This window comes from Flavobacterium okayamense (genome assembly GCF_019702945.1).
Classification (GTDB): Bacteria; Bacteroidota; Bacteroidia; order Flavobacteriales; family Flavobacteriaceae; genus Flavobacterium; species Flavobacterium okayamense.
Genome location: NZ_AP024749.1, coordinates 2,385,518 through 2,402,463, shown reverse-complemented (window position 1 = coordinate 2,402,463; position 16,946 = coordinate 2,385,518). Strand labels below are relative to the sequence as shown.

22 protein-coding genes and 1 tRNA gene are annotated in these 16,946 nt (G+C 29.2%); 5 read left to right on the top strand and 18 right to left on the bottom strand.

Translation table 11 applies throughout. The features are described 5' to 3' along the window. Positions 1 to 247: 247 nt before the first annotated feature. The 9 genes from KK2020170_RS11230 to KK2020170_RS11190 form a co-directional block, all read right to left on the bottom strand. A complete protein-coding gene (locus tag KK2020170_RS11230; RefSeq protein ID WP_221258423.1) occupies positions 248 to 1,168 on the bottom strand; it encodes an NAD(+)/NADH kinase in 921 nt (306 codons plus the stop codon). Between the two features lie 2 nt (positions 1,169 to 1,170). Next, the gene (locus tag KK2020170_RS11225) at positions 1,171 to 2,187 is read right to left on the bottom strand and encodes an SPFH domain-containing protein (protein WP_221258422.1); all 1,017 of its coding nucleotides are present in this window, start codon (positions 2,185 to 2,187) and stop codon (positions 1,171 to 1,173) included. A 67-nt stretch (positions 2,188 to 2,254) separates the two neighbouring features. Beyond that, the gene (locus KK2020170_RS11220; protein ID WP_221258421.1) at positions 2,255 to 2,809 is read right to left on the bottom strand and encodes a hypothetical protein; all 555 of its coding nucleotides are present in this window, start codon (positions 2,807 to 2,809) and stop codon (positions 2,255 to 2,257) included. Positions 2,810 to 2,828: 19 nt separating this feature from the next. Then, a complete protein-coding gene (locus KK2020170_RS11215) occupies positions 2,829 to 3,137 on the bottom strand; it encodes an EF-Tu C-terminal domain-related protein (RefSeq protein ID WP_221258420.1) in 309 nt (102 codons plus the stop codon). 14 nt (positions 3,138 to 3,151) lie between these two features. Beyond that, positions 3,152 to 3,754 carry a hypothetical protein gene (locus tag KK2020170_RS11210; RefSeq protein WP_221258419.1) on the bottom strand — a complete coding sequence of 201 codons (603 nt, stop codon included), beginning with the start codon at positions 3,752 to 3,754 and terminating at the stop codon, positions 3,152 to 3,154. A gap of 5 nt (positions 3,755 to 3,759) precedes the next feature. Continuing rightward, a complete protein-coding gene (locus KK2020170_RS11205) occupies positions 3,760 to 4,311 on the bottom strand; it encodes an SMI1/KNR4 family protein (RefSeq protein ID WP_221258418.1) in 552 nt (183 codons plus the stop codon). Between the two features lie 8 nt (positions 4,312 to 4,319). Next, the gene (locus KK2020170_RS11200; RefSeq protein WP_221258417.1) at positions 4,320 to 4,745 is read right to left on the bottom strand and encodes a hypothetical protein; all 426 of its coding nucleotides are present in this window, start codon (positions 4,743 to 4,745) and stop codon (positions 4,320 to 4,322) included. An 80-nt stretch (positions 4,746 to 4,825) separates the two neighbouring features. Further along, a complete protein-coding gene (locus KK2020170_RS11195) occupies positions 4,826 to 5,590 on the bottom strand; it encodes a DUF4241 domain-containing protein (RefSeq protein WP_221258416.1) in 765 nt (254 codons plus the stop codon). A 218-nt stretch (positions 5,591 to 5,808) separates the two neighbouring features. Then, positions 5,809 to 5,882: transfer RNA gene (locus KK2020170_RS11190), tRNA-Arg, on the bottom strand. A gap of 480 nt (positions 5,883 to 6,362) precedes the next feature. Here KK2020170_RS11190 and rpsU point away from each other — a divergent pair. Further along, positions 6,363 to 6,557 carry a 30S ribosomal protein S21 gene (gene rpsU, locus KK2020170_RS11185; protein ID WP_221258415.1) on the top strand — a complete coding sequence of 65 codons (195 nt, stop codon included), beginning with the start codon at positions 6,363 to 6,365 and terminating at the stop codon, positions 6,555 to 6,557. A 201-nt stretch (positions 6,558 to 6,758) separates the two neighbouring features. Here the strand turns inward: rpsU and KK2020170_RS11180 are convergent, their stop codons facing one another. The 3 genes from KK2020170_RS11180 to KK2020170_RS11170 all read right to left on the bottom strand — a co-directional run bounded on the left by KK2020170_RS11180 (position 6,759) and on the right by KK2020170_RS11170 (position 10,402). After that, complete coding sequence (locus tag KK2020170_RS11180; RefSeq protein WP_221258414.1) at positions 6,759 to 8,735, bottom strand: M56 family metallopeptidase; 1,977 nt, start codon at positions 8,733 to 8,735, stop codon at positions 6,759 to 6,761. A 1-nt stretch (position 8,736) separates the two neighbouring features. Next, positions 8,737 to 9,096 carry a BlaI/MecI/CopY family transcriptional regulator gene (locus KK2020170_RS11175; RefSeq protein ID WP_221258413.1) on the bottom strand — a complete coding sequence of 120 codons (360 nt, stop codon included), beginning with the start codon at positions 9,094 to 9,096 and terminating at the stop codon, positions 8,737 to 8,739. A gap of 76 nt (positions 9,097 to 9,172) precedes the next feature. Further along, the gene (locus tag KK2020170_RS11170; protein WP_221258412.1) at positions 9,173 to 10,402 is read right to left on the bottom strand and encodes an MDR family MFS transporter; all 1,230 of its coding nucleotides are present in this window, start codon (positions 10,400 to 10,402) and stop codon (positions 9,173 to 9,175) included. Positions 10,403 to 10,547: 145 nt separating this feature from the next. Between KK2020170_RS11170 and KK2020170_RS11165 the strand changes: the two genes are divergently transcribed. From KK2020170_RS11165 to KK2020170_RS11155, 3 genes are read left to right on the top strand one after another with little or no spacing between them, the layout of a single operon-like run. Beyond that, positions 10,548 to 11,141 (top strand): DUF1684 domain-containing protein, encoded by a 594-nt coding sequence (locus KK2020170_RS11165; RefSeq protein WP_221258411.1) that lies wholly within the window; start codon positions 10,548 to 10,550, stop codon positions 11,139 to 11,141. Next, positions 11,141 to 11,794, top strand: coding sequence for a TatD family hydrolase (locus tag KK2020170_RS11160; RefSeq protein WP_221258410.1), 654 nt, complete (start codon positions 11,141 to 11,143; stop codon positions 11,792 to 11,794). Before KK2020170_RS11165 ends, KK2020170_RS11160 begins: the two co-directional genes overlap by 1 nt. A gap of 36 nt (positions 11,795 to 11,830) precedes the next feature. Continuing rightward, the gene (locus tag KK2020170_RS11155; protein ID WP_221258409.1) at positions 11,831 to 12,556 is read left to right on the top strand and encodes a tRNA threonylcarbamoyladenosine dehydratase; all 726 of its coding nucleotides are present in this window, start codon (positions 11,831 to 11,833) and stop codon (positions 12,554 to 12,556) included. Positions 12,557 to 12,585: 29 nt separating this feature from the next. On the opposite strand, the gene KK2020170_RS11150 is transcribed toward KK2020170_RS11155, so the two are convergent. Both KK2020170_RS11150 and KK2020170_RS11145 read right to left on the bottom strand, forming a co-directional pair. Then, positions 12,586 to 13,629, bottom strand: coding sequence for an effector binding domain-containing protein (locus KK2020170_RS11150; RefSeq protein ID WP_221258408.1), 1,044 nt, complete (start codon positions 13,627 to 13,629; stop codon positions 12,586 to 12,588). Between the two features lie 82 nt (positions 13,630 to 13,711). After that, positions 13,712 to 13,900, bottom strand: a complete 189-nt coding sequence (locus tag KK2020170_RS11145) for a hypothetical protein (RefSeq protein WP_221258407.1) — start codon at positions 13,898 to 13,900, stop codon at positions 13,712 to 13,714. Between the two features lie 75 nt (positions 13,901 to 13,975). Here KK2020170_RS11145 and KK2020170_RS11140 point away from each other — a divergent pair, with 75 nt between their 5' ends. Beyond that, positions 13,976 to 14,359, top strand: coding sequence for a pyrophosphohydrolase domain-containing protein (locus tag KK2020170_RS11140; RefSeq protein WP_221258406.1), 384 nt, complete (start codon positions 13,976 to 13,978; stop codon positions 14,357 to 14,359). Positions 14,360 to 14,478: 119 nt separating this feature from the next. Here the strand turns inward: KK2020170_RS11140 and KK2020170_RS11135 are convergent, their stop codons facing one another. From KK2020170_RS11135 to KK2020170_RS11120, 4 genes are all read right to left on the bottom strand, one after another. Beyond that, positions 14,479 to 15,141 (bottom strand): hypothetical protein, encoded by a 663-nt coding sequence (locus tag KK2020170_RS11135; protein WP_221258405.1) that lies wholly within the window; start codon positions 15,139 to 15,141, stop codon positions 14,479 to 14,481. Positions 15,142 to 15,310: 169 nt separating this feature from the next. Then, positions 15,311 to 15,799, bottom strand: a complete 489-nt coding sequence (locus KK2020170_RS11130) for a DUF695 domain-containing protein (RefSeq protein WP_221258404.1) — start codon at positions 15,797 to 15,799, stop codon at positions 15,311 to 15,313. Between the two features lie 515 nt (positions 15,800 to 16,314). Further along, complete coding sequence (locus KK2020170_RS11125; RefSeq protein WP_221258403.1) at positions 16,315 to 16,662, bottom strand: hypothetical protein; 348 nt, start codon at positions 16,660 to 16,662, stop codon at positions 16,315 to 16,317. Positions 16,663 to 16,675: 13 nt separating this feature from the next. Continuing rightward, entirely contained in the window at positions 16,676 to 16,945 is a 270-nt protein-coding gene (locus KK2020170_RS11120) for a hypothetical protein (RefSeq protein ID WP_221258402.1), read from the bottom strand. Position 16,946 lies beyond the last annotated feature (1 nt).

Here is a 16,946-nt window from a genome sequence, read left to right as displayed (position 1 = left end):
TTGAAGAAAACCAACTTTTTATTTCAAAAAGGAAACTCTTTGCTAAAATGGTAAGTATCTCAAGATATATTATTATCTGTTTGGTTTCAAAAATTAAAATGTAGTTTTTGTTTATGAAAAATTTATTCATTTTTATTTTTAGCCATTTTATTTCGATTTTTTAAATTCTGAGATTAATCTCTAATATTAGTTTTAATTAAATTATACGTAAAAACAAGTAAAAGAGCAATATGAAAGAAAACTTTAATTACTTAATTACCAATTCAGCAGTTTCAGGAGCAATTCCAATTTTTGCAATGGCGCCACTATTAAATTGAAGAAAATCTTTTTCAATACCATCGCTAAAGATAATTCCGTTTGACGGCATTAACGATTCGATAGTTAAGTGATTCTGATTTTTAATGATACCTGCTGTTATTCCAGTTTGCGTTCGTATACTTTGAAAAGGTTCTCTAACTGCAAAAAGTAATTCACTGTCCTTTAACTTTGGACGTTTAGGTTTTAAGTTTTTTTCAAACATTCCTGTTACTCCATACGCCATGTTGAAAATTGAACTAAGCCAACCAGTGGAACCAGCAGGAGTAGAGACTATTAATCCACTTGAAGAATGTTCTTCAGTATTTTGGTTAAAGGATATTTTATATCGAGCTGAAACATGTGACGCAGCTCCAATGAAAAGATCATTAAAGGCTAACAATCGTTGCCCATCGTTAAGTCGAGCTTCAGCAAAACGCATAGTTTTAGATTTTAATTTTTCACTCAATACATTTTCAACTCCTAAAACAAAGTCAGAAGTATCGAAGGGTAAAAGTACACCATCGTACCTATCTTTATCTGGATTTACAGCAATTATAGGACAACCTTTTGAGTATTTTGCGGTATTAGCAACAAGTCCATCTTGACCAATTACAATAATTAATTGATTATCTGAAAAAATAAATGATGGCAAGTATAAGCGCTCAACTGTTTTATTTTTTACAATTTTAGAAAGTTGGGTTTGTAAAGAGTTTAAAGAATGATGAAATATTTCATGTTCTAAAACATAATCCTCAAAATTTCCACCAAGATTTTCAATATAAAATTTTGCCTGTGCTTTTGTATTAAAACGCTCAATTAAAGATTCAAGTCGAGTTTTATTTTTAACAATTATTGCGTACTCGATTTTCATTTTTAGTAGCGCTCTTTTTCGTTTAATAATGTATCAAGAAGTTCAGGACTAATATTTAAGTTGCCAATTTTACCTGCATTTTCCGCAAGCTCTCTAAAAGCAAGTGAAATATTAAATCTAGGATCTTGATTATCGTTTAGAGCAGTTAAAATTTTCCAATCTAAATCTTTATATGGTTTTAAAGTAGTTTCTAAAACATAACCTTGAGTTTCTGCTTCTTTTTTATCATTAGAAGTTTTTTGCTCAATAAGTTCTTTTCTCTGATTTTCAACAGCAATATCAGCCGTTAATTTCATTTCGCGAAGCTTTCTATCATTCTCCGCTTTTTGAACTTCAGACTCCATTTTCTTTTCCGCTATTTGCTTTTGTTTTTCTTCAACCGCAATTTCCGTATTCAACTCAGATTCTTTGATTTTTCTTTCTTGTTCTACAGCAAAATTTCTTCTCTCATAAATCGCTTGATCGGCTTCTTGCTGAAGTTTCTCTCTCGTTTCAGTTTCTAAAGCTCTTGCCATTTCTGGTGTTGCTTGAATACCTAAAATATTAGCGCCTAAAATCTCAATTCCTAACATTCCAATTGCCTCAGAAGATTTAAGTCCGCTTAAAATTCGTTCTTCAATTGTTTTAGCAGAACGAATAGCATCTTTTAATTTAATCTCATGAATAAATGAAGAAGTCGCAGTTTGAGCTTCATTGATTATTCTTTGATTTAATTTTTCTATATCGTTCTTTTTGTATAATCCATTATCATTGACTGTAAAATCTAAAACGTCAGCTAGAGTTTTTGGATTGCTAATTTTATAGCTTATTTGTCCTTGAATAGTAACAGTTTGGTAATCGTTAGTTGATTCGTTAAAAATAAAAGGTAAATCATTACTTCCCATAGGAATTGCTACAATTGAGCTATTAGGAGCAAAGTAGAAAAATGATAGACCACGACCTTCTCTTTTTACTTTTCCGTTCATAAAATGTAGAACGTAAGTCATTGAATCAAATTTGATGTGTTTTATTCCAAACATATACTTTTTGTTTAATTATTTAATGAACACAAATATAGAGTAATTTAATAGTAAATTAGATTGAAATTTAATCATTCCAAACAGGGGAGACACAAGACATTATTTTGTCTTTAACTGTTGCGCCCACATAACCATGACCTTGTAAATAATAAAAATCAAAAGTTACATCTTTAAATTTTGCCTCAATAACTAGTAAGTTTTCATATTCACAAAAGGGTGTTTTTAACTTTCCTTTAAAGGAAATAATTTTATAAACACAATCACCTTTAGCAGTTTTCCAAGTATGTCCTTTTTTGAAGTTTTTATCATAACGGATTGTTTCTTTTCCATCGTCTTCTTTAAATTCATAAACAACTCCATTTTCTTCTCTTAAATACATTTTAGATACGTTGTTTTCGCCCCAGTCTTGTAAGTATTCAATATATTTATTTTCATTAATAACGACAGTGTCATTTATTGTTTCAAAATAGGATCTATCTTGCCAAAGAATACGTTTTTTATTAATGGATAAAGGAAAATAATCTCCATCTTTAGTTGGAGTACAAAAATTTTGTCCTTCATTTATTTGAGAGTATATCGAAGTTGAGATTGATAATAAAATAATAAGAATTACTTTTTTCATTTTTTGTAGGTTATCAAGTTTATTTTTCTAACGTCTTATTAATAATTTCAATTATTTTTCCTGTACCAATAATTATTTCACCTTCCCTAAATTCAAATTCCATTTCAGTTTCTAATTGATTTGTGTAAAATTGAGGAGATGTAATTTTTATTTGGGCTATAACTGTTTCACCTGGTTTCACAATATTTTTGTCTATAAAAAATTGTGAACCTGAAGACTGTAAATCTGTAAAAACAAATTTAAGCTGTGGACGATAACCAGAAAATGCTGGAGTTTTTCTTCCACCATCTTCACTTGTTTTATATTTAAGTTCAGCTATAAAATCCATTTTATTTTTTAATTCTAAAACTCTTCATTTATATATTTCTTAATCTCGTGTTTATCACTCAGATTAATTACTTCTGTAATGTCCCAATCATTTAAAACTAAATTATATTTTATACCAATTTTGAATAAAATATCTTCAAGTTTATTTTTTATTACATCATCGTTTTGAAATCTGTTTCCTGTAATAAAAAAATCATTTACATAATCATTTTTTGAAGTGACAAATATTTCAATTCTTTCAAATTTGTATGCAACAGTATTTTTACATTTTTCTTTGTGAGAGCCATAACCAGTGAAAACATTTTCAATTTTAAACAATCCTAAATCTATTAAAAAAAGTTCAAGTTCAGAACTAAGTATTTGTTTTTCATAAATTAATTTTGGAATATTTTCTTCTCTAACATAAACACTTGTAAATAATCCATTACCATCAGAATACTCTTCAGAAAATTCTTTGATTTTAAAATTTTCGGCTCTTAAATATTCTAAATTTTCATAAGGACAAAATTCAACTTGACTAAAAAAATCTTCATGGAAATAAATACTACTTTTAGTATTATTTTCAATTTTACAGAAACCACTTAAGTTTTTTATGATAGTTTTTATTTTACTTAACATAAATATTAAATTCCATTTACTAATTCAATTGCCATTACTTCGAAACTTGAATACAATTCTTCAAAATATACTTCTTCATTATAAAAGTTTTCATGGTCAAACATAATAATTGGACAATCATTATTATTCATCCGATTTGTATCAAAACAAACAACACCCCAGTCACTGTAATTTGCAAATGGAATAAATCCTTTTTTTATTATTTCATCAGGTTCCCAATACTCAAAATAATTTTCTAAAAGATCACATTTCCAATCTCTTACACAATGTTTAAAAAAAATAATATCATTAATGTTTTCTAAATCATAGAAATGTTTGTATTTCAGAAAATCTTTATATAATTCTGGGTACTTTAAATTTATTTTATTTTCCAAGCCGGTTATATCATCATCAGTTACTTTACTTGGTATTGCTTTCCATGGAATCCAATCATTTTTTTTAATAACATTCTCGTCAATCATTTCAATTGGCATATCCGAATGTGGGATAAACATTAAACTAGCGTCTTTTAAACTTAAAAGAGATTTGTCTACATATTCAAAAATTTCTTTTTGCATAATTTTAATTAATCAACTTTAAACATTGACGGAGATGGTGGTGGAGGTGGAGGAATATTTTGAAAGGAATCGATTTTATTTTCTTCCTTATTTTTATCAACGATACTCTTATCAATGCATTTTAAATCGTCAACTAGATTGTTGCTGTTGTCATCAAATTTAAAATAGATGATTCCAAAATCTTCGGAAGAATTCTTATCGTAAAAGCTAATAATATAAATTATATCTTCGTTATGAATCATTTGAACATAATATGTTATATCGAGAGATGATTGATCAATGTACTTCTCAAATTTATTGAATTCCTTTTTCTTATCTTTTAAGTTTTCCCCTTCAAACCATTCTTTAATATTGGATTGCTCATTTTTATTTATAATCGAATTTGCAATAAGAGCACATCTTATTGTAAGATCTTTATATTCTTCTTTATACATAGTTTTTTCTTGAGAATAAGAAAAAGTTGTAAAACAAATTATTAATATAAATATTTTGAGATGTTTCATTTTTAGAAATATTATTCAAAATTAAGCATGAAATCTATAGTTAATTCTACAATTTCATTTTTATTATTATATCCCCAATAGGTCGGATAATAACCATCTCCCCAACCAGATTGAAACATAATAATGTTTAAATTCTTAGTTTTATCTACAATATGATTGTTCCAATCACCAATTTCACTTGAATACTTATTACTTGCAGAATATTCTTTAAATTCCTTTGCAAGAATATTATTATAATAGTTAAACCCTTTTTTCTTTTCAAACTCATCTAGTTTTTTATTATAAATTTCATTTGTTAATGAGTCCAAAAAACATCCAAGCCCAGAATCCACAAGAAATCCAAAATATTCATCTTCTTTCAAATTGTTCAATTCTTGTAAATTCATATCGTCAGAAATTGCTAGAGACCAATTATTGGCTTTTTCTTCTTTAAATTTTATTTTGCTAAATGCTATGCGATAATGATTAGTATTAATTTTTCTAAGGTAGATTTTTACGGGATATTTACCTGGTGCAACAGTTTTTGTTAAAGGTTTTACTGAAAATGTAAAAAAAGGATCACCAACAATAATTTTACCACTTGGTAAATTAATTTCTCCAATTTCAACTTCAATTAATGTATCATTATTTGAATCTTTTAAATCGTATTTGATTTCTAAATCATTATGTGATAATACAATTTTCTTTTCATTTTCAATTATTACTTTTTTTGAATCTTTATGGTTACAAGAAATCAAAAATGATAATATTACAACTAATAATAATTTTTCAATCATTGTTTAAATGTAGGTCAATTAATTTTCTCAAATCTACTAAATATTTGTAACATATTGAGATGATTTCCGCGAATTGAAGAAGAAAAGAGTAGGAGTTTTTGTAATCTAAAAAATTAAAATTAACTTAGAAAAAAATTAGATTTTGGCACACGCTTGGCACAAAAATGAAAGAAAAAATCCCTAAAATCTTGATATATAAGACGTTAGGGATTCATGTGTGACCTCGACAGGATTCAAACCTGTAACCTTCTGAGCCGTAATCAGATGCGCTATTCAGTTGCGCCACGAGGCCGTTTGCATTCAGGAATTATTACCTTGTTTGCGGGTGCAAATATATGAAGAATTGCGTAATACACAAACACTAATTTGAAAAAAGCAGTAAAAAAATGGTTTATATTTAGTATTGTTTTGAAAATCAATAAGTTTTAAATGCAAATTATATTCAATTAGCTTTTCCCGTTTAAAATTTGTATCTTTGCAAAAGTTAGTCAGTTTATTATTTATCGGTATTTTTCTTTACAGCTTAATTCCTTCCTAATATTTTTATCTAACCTATTCGCTTTTTATCTATTCTGAAATAAAAGCATCTGTGTTTTAAAGCAGTTTATTTGATTTGATTTTGAGAATGTAATTTCTCAGCATCAATATGGTTTTGTCAAATGTAAATTTGATAAAAGTTTAGTACATGCATTAAACATTTAGAAAATGGTAAAGTTAAATTGACATATTTATTAATCGCTTCAGCAATATGCTGATATAAAAAAAATATTTTATGCTAATAGTAGAAGTAAAATCTGGAGAAAATATTGAAAGAGCTTTAAAAAAGTTCAAAAACAAAGTAAGAAAAGTGAAACAAGTACAGCAATTGAGAGAAAATCAACATTTCACAAAAAAATCGGTTGCTAGAAGAGAAGAGGTTTCAAAAGCTAAATACATACAACATTTAAAAGACGAAACGCAAGATTAATTATCTAACGACCTTGTTGTAACAAAGTAACGCCAAGCGATTATTGCTTTTTGAAATTTTGTTGCTTTAGATAAATCCAATCGTTTTTTAGAATAGCTAGGTAACAAGACTTTGTTTAGTTGAGCTAAAAATTTATACATTTTCTTTTTTTGGCAAATGTAGAAAAAATAAATCCCGAATCTAAATTCGGGATTTATTGTTTTATTTCTTTTTCTTTAATTCTTCTTTAAGCTTTTCTAACTCCGCTCTAGTTTTTGCAAGTTCGGCTTTCATTTTCTCCATTTCAATTTTTCGTTCATTCATTTCAGCTTTTCTCTTTTCCATTTCTTCTTTGCGCTTTTCAAGCTCAGCTTTTCTTTTTTCTAAATCGAGCTTAGTTTCCTTCATTTCAATTAATTGATTAGAAACTATTTTTTCAATTTCCCTAGGCATTTTTTGATCATATATCTTTTCCTTGGTGGCTTTGATCTCAATTACATTTTGATCATTTAATTTTTTGATATTGACCATTTCAATATGTTCTTTCTCTATTGCGTCCAAATCAGCTTTTGTAGATTTAACGCCATTAATATAGATTTCGGTATCTTCAGGAATTCCATTTGAGTTTTTAGTAATGATTTTGATTTCGTCATTATCACCGTTTTTAATAACATTAACAGTTTTAATAATTTTAGTATCCAAAGCATTCATCTCGTCTTCAGAGATTTCTTTTTCATCTAAAAATATCATTGTTTTTGGTTCTTTAGTAGTAATTTTTGAATCACCATTAAAAACTATAATTCTTTTTTTAGTTTCTGCATCTTCACTTTCATCAATAAATCCATCAACAGTTACCATTTTATCTTTTAGATCTTTATCAGAGTATTCTTCTCCATTAATTATATAAACGTTTTTACCATTTTCTGTTTTTTTAATTTCAATGGTCTCAATTTCTGGCGAATTGCTATTCCAAGTCATCGATTCTGAAAAAGTTGAAATTACGTTGTTGTTTGGATGTCCAAAACCAATATTTACTTTTCCATTTGTATCTATTTCTTTGTAAAAAACGATAGGCTGAATTGGATCGTCACCATTTGCCGACATTTTTCCAGTTTTTCCATCTTTGTCTTTAAATTTAATTTCAAGAGCTTTAATTTCATTTTTTGAGTTTCTTTTTATTTTAGAAACTTTTACCGTAACATCGTGCTCTTTCTTTAATAAATCAGTTTCCTCTTTAATTTGGCTATCGGTTGTGTTTTTGTCTATAATAAATTCAACTCGATTAACATCCTGTATTTCCGTAATTACCTTTGTCTCTTTCACTTGTGCAATTGTTTTTACTTGATACAGTAAAAAGAAAGCTACTAACATTGGAAGAACTACCGAATACTTCCATACATTTCTTTTGTTTGAAGGGTTTGTGTTTAACATAACGATTCGTTTTTTGATTAATGATTGATAAAATTGATTTGTGATTGATAATTGATTATGATTATTTACAGCTTTCAGTAAAGTTTTTTGATAGCCGTATGAATTTTGTAATTCTTTTGTGGTTTCAGCATCGGCAATAAACTCTAAATTTTGAAGCATAGCTTTTCTGTACAGCCAAGCGATAGGATTTATCCAAAGAACTAATGAAACTAATTTACCAACTAATACGTCTAACGAGTGAAATTGCTTTATATGTACATTTTCGTGCGTTAATATAAATTCTAATTCTTCATCGGTAAATGCCGCTTTGTTGTATACTAAATAATTAAAAAATGAAAATGGACTTTCAAATTGAGTGGTTTCAACTAGAACTATTTTATTAACCTTATTCTTATTTCCCGACTTAATTGCGTTGAAAAAAGAATAAAGCTCTAAAGTTAATTTCGCAAGTAAAATAGTCACAATTAAACTATATAAAACGATTACAAAGTAATTCCAGTCAAAAGATGAAGGCTCAACTATTGGAACAAACTCTTCCGAATAGGTTGCATTTGCTAATAAATCATCATAGTTTAGTTCAACAGGTTCAATAAATACTATTTTAGAATAGGAAAGAAGCGGAATAATAAAAGCTGAAACAATTCCTCCTAATAAAAACATTCTATTTGCTTGAAAAAAAGTTTCTTTACGTAATAGCAAATAATATACTCCATAGAATAAAACCAGGATTATATTAACTTTTAAGAAGTAAAATAGTAGATTTTCCATATTACTTTTTCTTTTCGATTATATCTAAAATTTCACGTAGTTCATCTGCCGAAATTTTTTCTTCTTCTGCAAAAAATGAAACTAAATTTTTATACGAATTATTAAAGTAATTCGAAATTGCCGTATTCATAAAAGTTTTACGATAGTCTTCTTTACTTATTATTGGAAAATATTGATGAGTATTTCCATATGCAGTATGACTAACATAACCTTTGTCTTCTAAATTTCGAATAATAGTAGAAAGTGTATTGTAGTGAGGCTTTTCTTCTGTAATTTCAGCTAAAACATCTTTTACGAAAGCTTTTTTAAGCGTCCATAAAATGTGCATTATTTCTTCTTCTTTGTTGGTTAGCTTTTGCATTTTTATAATTGTTTATTTGATTGATAAACCAAACTTACAACTATATTTTTAGTTATGCAACTATAAAAATAGTTATTTAACTATTTTTTAAGTTTTCCTTTTTAATTAGAAGAAAAACCCAATAAGCGAGAAGTGAACCAATCACTCCTAATGTTCCCATAAAGAACCAGTTATGTTGGTAACTTTTGTAGTAAGCAACTATTCCTAATCCTAATTGAGGTGAAAGTATATGCGCAAAACTATAGCTCATTGTAAAAATGGCCATATAGCGACCTTCGTGTCCTTTAGGCGCTCGGCTCATAGCAAGCGAATTCGAAAAAGGGAAGGCAAGCATTTCTCCAAAAGTCATAAAAAACATCATTATCCATAATATTATTTCCCATCGATTAAGTAATAGCATATACATACAAACCGACATGATTAATGTTCCTAACGCAACTACTTTTACTTTATTGAAACCTTTTTTTTCAATGAAACTGACCAAAGGCATTTCCATTATAAAGATTAAAATACCATTAAAAGTTAAAAGAAGACCAGTTTTCAACTCAGTCATATCAAATTGATCTTTATGATATAGAGGAAGTGTAGTAAACAATTGGAAAAATATAATTCCAGTAATCAAACAAGTGAATAAGAAAATCCAAAACGGTAAATCTCTAAAAACCGATGCAGTTAAAACTTCCCCAGGATGCTTAGTGTCTTGATATTTAGATTTTTCTTTTTCTTTTACTTTGTACCAAAAAATTAAAATAGCTAACACACAAGTTGTTCCGTCTACCCAAAATAATCCTTTGTAACCAATATTCATAATGATTAATCCACCAAGTGCAGGTCCTGCAGCAAACCCTAAGTTTATGGCAAGTCGAACTAAGGTTAAAGCTCGAGTTCTATTTTCAGGTTTTGCATAAGCTGCAAGCGACACGAACATAGCTGGTCGAAACATATCGGCAACAACCATGATTAAAAATATAGCAACTAACAATCCAACGAAAGTAGTTATGTGTTGTAATCCAAAAAACATCAAACCACTCGTGAATAAACTAAAAATCATGACTTTATAAAAGCCTATTTTATCAGATAACTTTCCACCAAGCCAAGAACCTAACATGGAACCACATCCAAAACTTGTTAAAATCCATGTAACTTGATAAATATCAAAATTTAAGTCTTCTTTTAAATATTTCGACAAAAAAGGAAGCACCATGGTTCCGGCTCTATTAATAAAAGTAATGAGCGTAAGAATCCAAATTTCTCTAGAAAAGCCTCTAAAATTATCGATGTATTTATTAAAAGCTTGTTTAAGCATTGAGGTTGGTTAGTTTGATTTCAAAATTAAGAAAGCTAATTGAAATGAAACGTTAAGTGAAACTTAAATCTTTAGTTTTCTTTATTGAATAAAGATACAAACAAATTAAATTGTTTTAAAAGCTTATTTTTGCTAAAAAAATAAAATGTATAAATTTCTATTTGTTTTATTGTTTTCCTTTTTTGCATTTGGGCAAGAAAATCAAGTACAATTAGCCGAAGATTTTCAAAAGCAATTAAATACTGAATTTAAAGATTCGTTACATTCGCCTTTGATGGACGAGGATTTAGCACATTTTGAAGCTTTAGATTTTTATCCGATTTCTGAGAAATTTATTGTGGAAGCGACTTTCATTAGAACGAAGAAAGAAAAGGTTTTTAAAATGAAAACTTCAACTGAGAGAACGCCAATGTATAAGAAATATGGTGAATTACATTTTAAAATTGATGAAAAGTCATTCAAACTAAATGTATATCAAAATTTAGAGTTAATTCAAAAACCAGGATTTAAAGATTATTTGTTTTTGCCTTTTTCTGATCAAACGAATGGAAACGAAACGTATATTGGTGGACGATATCTTGATATGAGAATACCGAAAACGAAAACGGTAATTATCAATTTCAATAAAGCCTATAATCCATATTGTGCTTACAATTACAAATATTCGTGTCCGATTGTTCCGTTAGAGAATGATTTAGATATTGAGATTCAAGCAGGAGTTAAAAAGTTTCACGATTAATGCAATTTATCAATTTACATACACATCATTTTTCAAATTCTGAGGAAGTTATAGAAGTCGTAAACCAATATCCTTGGGAGTTTTCATATGAGATTCCGCAGTATTCTATTGGCATTCATCCTTGGTATATTAGCCAAGAAAGATTATTGGATGATTTAAAAATGATTTCTGAAAAAATGATTTCTGAAAAATGTTTGGCTTTGGGCGAATGCGGATTAGATAAGCGAATTGAAATGCCATTGCAAATGCAAACCGAAGTTTTTCAGCAGCAGTTAGAATTGGTACAACAAACTACTAAACCAATTATTTTGCATTGTGTAGCAGCGTATCAAGAAGTTATTGGAATAAAAAAAGAAATGGACATTGAAAATCCTATGATTATTCACGGATTTTCTAAAAATGAGCAAGTTGCTAAAAGCCTTTTGGATAACGGATTTTATCTTTCTTTCGGAAAATACTTATTGCGTAATCCAGATTTAGAAAAGGTTTTTAAATTTGTACCCAATGATTTACTGTTTTTAGAAACGGATACAATTGAAGAAAGTATAGCGGAAGTATATCAAAAAGCTGCAAATTACAAGAACCGGACTTTGGAAGAAATGAAACAGCAAGTTTTTAATACTTTTTCTGAAGTTTTCAATTGGAACAATTAAACAAATAAAACGAAAAACAAATAAACAATTTATATAATGGCAAAGTGGCAAGAAAGAGCAGAGTTGTTGTTTAGACCAGAAGGATTAGAAAAATTAACCAATGCAAATGTGATGGTTGTAGGATTAGGCGGTGTAGGTAGTTTCGCAGCCGAATTTTTAGCTCGTGCAGGTGTTGGAAAAATGACCATAGTTGATGGTGATACAGTTGATATTACGAATGTAAACCGTCAATTACCAGCTTTACATTCTACAGTAAACCAACCTAAAGTTACTGTTGTAGGTGATCGTTTACAAGATATTAATCCAGAATTAGAGTTAACACGAATTCAAGAGTTTTTATCGCCTGAAAGAGCTTTTGAATTAGTTACACAAGATTTTGATTACGTTTTAGATTGTATCGATAGCGTTACGCCAAAGTTGAACTTAATTATGGCAGCAAAACGTAAAAAAGTCCGCATTATAAGTAATATGGGAGCAGGAGGAAAGTTTTTAGCGTCTCGTATTAAAGTTCGTGATATTAGTAAAACCGATTATTGTCCGTTAGCGAAAAACGTTCGTAAAAGACTTAAAAAAGAAGGGATTTCAAAAGGAGTGAAGGTTGTTTATTCTGATGAACGCCCAGATACTGGAAGTGTGAAATTAACGGATGGTTCTAACTTTAAAAAATCATTTTACGGAACCAATAGTTGGATTCCAGCAGCGTTTGGCTTACAAGCAGCAGAAACCGTTGTTTTAGATATTCTTGAAAAGAAAGTGAAATAAAAAAAGCCGCTCGATAGAGCGGCTTTTTTTTATATAGAATCTTGAATAGTTTCTGTTGGTTGTAACGAATCCTTTTTAGGTTCATTTACAATAATTGGTTTACGAACCGGAATATAGATTTCAGTTACATTAGTTGCAGGCGATTGCTTACTTTCTTTTTTGTACACTTCAATATATAAGCCGTCTTTGTTTTCTTTGTAATTACTCTTTTCAATAGATTTTTTAGCTTCTTCCCAAGCATTAGCTCTATTGGTAAAACTTCCTTTTAAAGTCGTTTTTAGCGCTAAATATGAGTCAAATCTTCCTTTTGTCATGGTAGAGTCAATAGAAATTGAATCTAAAACTGCAGTAACAGGAATACAACTTAAATATTTATAACTTTCTTTATTTCGAGATTTAAATATTACAAATGGATCGCCATTAATCGTTAAATCACGTTTTGTAATAAATTCGCCAAGTTTTTTCAAGTTTTGTTTTCTTTTTTCGTCAAAAGAAGTAGTAGAAGTGGAGTCGGCAATGGCAATGTACGTAACAGCATTTTTAGTTTCAAAACCGTTTAAGGTAATCGAATAATCTAAAAATTTCTTTTGCAATTCGTTTTCTATGTTTAAAAAAGATTGCTGAATATCCGATTGAAGCACGTTTTGCATTCCACCTTTTAAAAAGGCTAAAAATTTTGTTTTAAAAGAAACTTCTCCATTAAGCTTCCAACTAATTTCTGATTGCCTATTATCAATACTTTTAATTATTATTGTACTATTTCCATTAAAATTAGCATCAGTAATTGTAAATTGAATAGAATCGTTTTCAAATGAAGCTAATTTTTGAAGAGTATTTCCGTTGTATTTAACGTGCGCGCTATCTATCTTAATAGTTTCCTGTGTTCCGTTTAAAGGAATCCACCAATTTTTCCAAGAACTTAAATCGTTTACATAAAGAAACACTTGTTCTTTATTTGAATTTATGGTTTTAGATTCTTGAAAAGTAAAACTATTGGGTTGGGTGGAAATGAAAACAAATAAAGCAAATGCTAATAAGAGGAAAAGCAGAAATATATATTTTGCTATTTTCATTTTAATAGAGGTTGGTTTGGGTAGGTTTTCCCAAATTTACATTTTTTTCTATAAAATGTGAAAATTCTAACAAAAAATTATTTTAATCTTTTAAAAAAGCTTTAATTAATGCTAGTAAACCTATAAATCCCAGAAAACTAATTAATATCCAATACGTTCCTTTGTATTGTGTTTTCATTTCTTTTACATCTTTTCTATACACAATAATCATTGTAATGATAAAAGCAATAACGAAGAAAATAGCAAAGTAAATTTGGCCTGTTGAAAACATAGTGATAAAATTTTATACAAAAGTAAGTATTGAAATGCGATTCACTGTATTTTTAGTGAAATAAATTTTTGCATTATGGAGAAACAAATCAAAGCCGTACAATTATTTCATGAGTCATTTGGTTTAGGTGTAAAACACTTACCAGCTGCCGATTTAGGAGAACGAATTAATATGCTTCGTTTTAATTTAATGAAAGAAGAAAATGAAGAATATTTAGAGGCGGTACAAAATAATGATATCGTTGAAGTTGCCGATGCATTGGGCGATATGCTATATATTTTATGCGGAACCATTTTAGAACACGGCTTACAATATAAAATTGAAGAAGTTTTCGATGAAATACAACGTTCCAATATGAGTAAGCTTGGTGAAGACGGAAAACCTATTTACCGTGAAGATGGGAAAGTAATGAAAGGGCCAAATTACTTTAAGCCTAATTTTGAAGAAATTTTGAAGTAAAAGAAAAGGTTTCCATTTGGAAACCTTTTTTATGTTCTACAAGGCCTCAGCTTAAGTAGTTACGAGGGTTTAAACTTAACTTTGCAATTACTTATAGCCATTGTTGGCATTAGTGTTTTTTAGTTCATAAACTTTGTCATTAATCCTAATTGCAATAACATAAATCCGCTTATTATCATTGCGAAAATTGCGAATTTCTTTATGTCATTCAATTCTCGCCCTTCTTTTAAAATCAGTCTTCTAAAGTCAGAAGAAATTAGACTTAAAAGAGCAGTCAGAAATAAAAGTCCAATTGCAATTGAAACTCCATTTCCGATTGGAAACCCTTCTCTTTTTCCCAGAAAGAAAGGAACTATGTCAGTTAGAAATAGTAAATTCCAAACGATTATTGCTCCAATCGCAAAACCTTTTTTGATTGGAAATCCTCCTTTGGCTTGCTGTTCAATTATTTTTCTGTCAATTTTTTGTTCGGTCAAATTCTGTTTGCTTAAAAATCCAGTTTCTTCAATTTGTCTAACAACTGAATTAGGGTCTTTAAAAGTCCAAAAAATCACTCTTTCTTTATAATTCGAAACTTTATGGTTTATTTTAATTCCTTGTCCAAGAATAGGAATCATTGTATAAGGTTCGATTGAAATTATGTCGGTTGGTTGAAAAGTCAAATTTCCAACTATTGAAGCATTTAATTCTAATCTATCTTTATTCACTTTCAAAGTAGCAAATGGAAATGTTGCATTAGCCATCCCAATTCTTGCTCCCCCTGTTAATTGTAATTCGTTCATTTATTTTTCGGTCGGGTTTTTTAATATGCACCACAACGGCCTAGGCTATGAGTAGTTGCGTTGTTTAACACTAATCAAATCAAATATACGATTACTTTCGGATTTTTGTAAAAAAATCGGAAGTAGGCGAGAAACCATAATACCAGCTAACCAATGTTAGCAAACATTTTTATTTTGTCAGTTTAGTTATTCGATTGTATTCTTTCCATTTTGGGTCTTTATTAAATCCGCATCCAAATTCAACCAGTTTATTCGGGTCTTCATATATTTCAGTAAGTTTTTGTGATGCAAATTCGGCATTATCAATATACATATCCATTATGAACCCAAAATCCGTAGCAACTCTCGCAACAGGATGAGTAATACATCCTTTTTTCAATTCGTTTATAAAGTAGTCCTCAATAGTTGCAAAGTCCATTTCCTTTGATTCAGCTTGATTATCAGAAATCTCGATATTGAATTGCAAATTAAATGGACAGCATTTTTTGTATTTGTAATCCACATAAGCCATGTCAACCCATCCAGTTGCAGGTTTTCCAGATTCAGTTTGGACCATAACAACTGAAAACGAATTTTGCGGATATAAGTCCGCCGAATTTTTAATCAAACTACAATCAATATTTTCTCTGTCTTTTTTAAATATGTCAAATATTCCCATATTTAGTTTTGTTCAATTTGTAGCCAACGACCTGCTAAACGCAGTTCTATGATTTTTGCGTAAATATAAGAAATTTGTTGAGCAATTATCCGATTAAAGGACTTCCGCTTACCAATCGGATAATTGATTGTCCAATAGTAAACGTAGTTTACGTAATTGGTTCAAATTTCGGTTATTGGGAGCAAAAATTATAGGACCAAATTGCTTATAGCTTATGTTAGTACACGTTTTCCCTCGATGGGCAGTTAAAGCTGTATTATAGCAAATATTCCAAGCAATTTGGTTTAGCAGGTCGTTAGAACACATTTCTTTTGGGGTGGGATTTAGCGCAGCAAAATATAGCAACAAAAGTCAGCTTTAGCTGAATGTGTTCTAACGTTCTGCGGCTTGCTCTCAGTGGCGTTGAACCAACACCAAGTCATTACAAATATAACAAAACATTCCATTCAGCAGCGGATTTTCCGTAGGAAAATCCGGAAGTAGCCATTGAAGCAAACCGCTGTTAGCAACAGTTTTTATATTTGTTTGTCTATTAAATTATACTCTTCAAGTGCATCTGTCCAAATGTTGTCTTTATTAATTTGGATTAGTTCCAAAACAAGTCTCGTGATTTTTTCTTGATTTAAATTGTCTTTGTCGATTTCGTCAATGAAGTCTTTTGATGATTTATCCCCTAAACTTTTTGAATTTTTGTCAAGATTGCAACAGCCATATCCATCAAAGGAAATTCTACATAAACTTATTCGTTTTTCTGACGTAAGATTGAAGTCAATAAATACAGAACTATCTAAACAGCCTAAATAGAAGTCTGCTTTTCTGCTTTCAGGCATTGTTGTTTTAAAAAAGTAAAATTCTTTATTCATTATCTAATATTTTTCAAAACTTACAAGCTAAAAGGTGTTTTGTTAAATTGTCTTCATATTCTGCTTTCCAATAATGAGGGTCGTCAATATTTCTGTATTCAACATTTTCAAATTTATACTCAGCAATAAAAGGTTTTTTAAGAAAAATAATTATAGTATTTTCTTCTGGCCAACCTTTTGAAGTTTCCTCAATTTCGTTTCCTAGTTCAACTTCTCGATTTAGTATTTCTGTCAAAGTAGAGCTGTAATTATCAATATGTTCTTGAATTATCCGTTTCGTCATA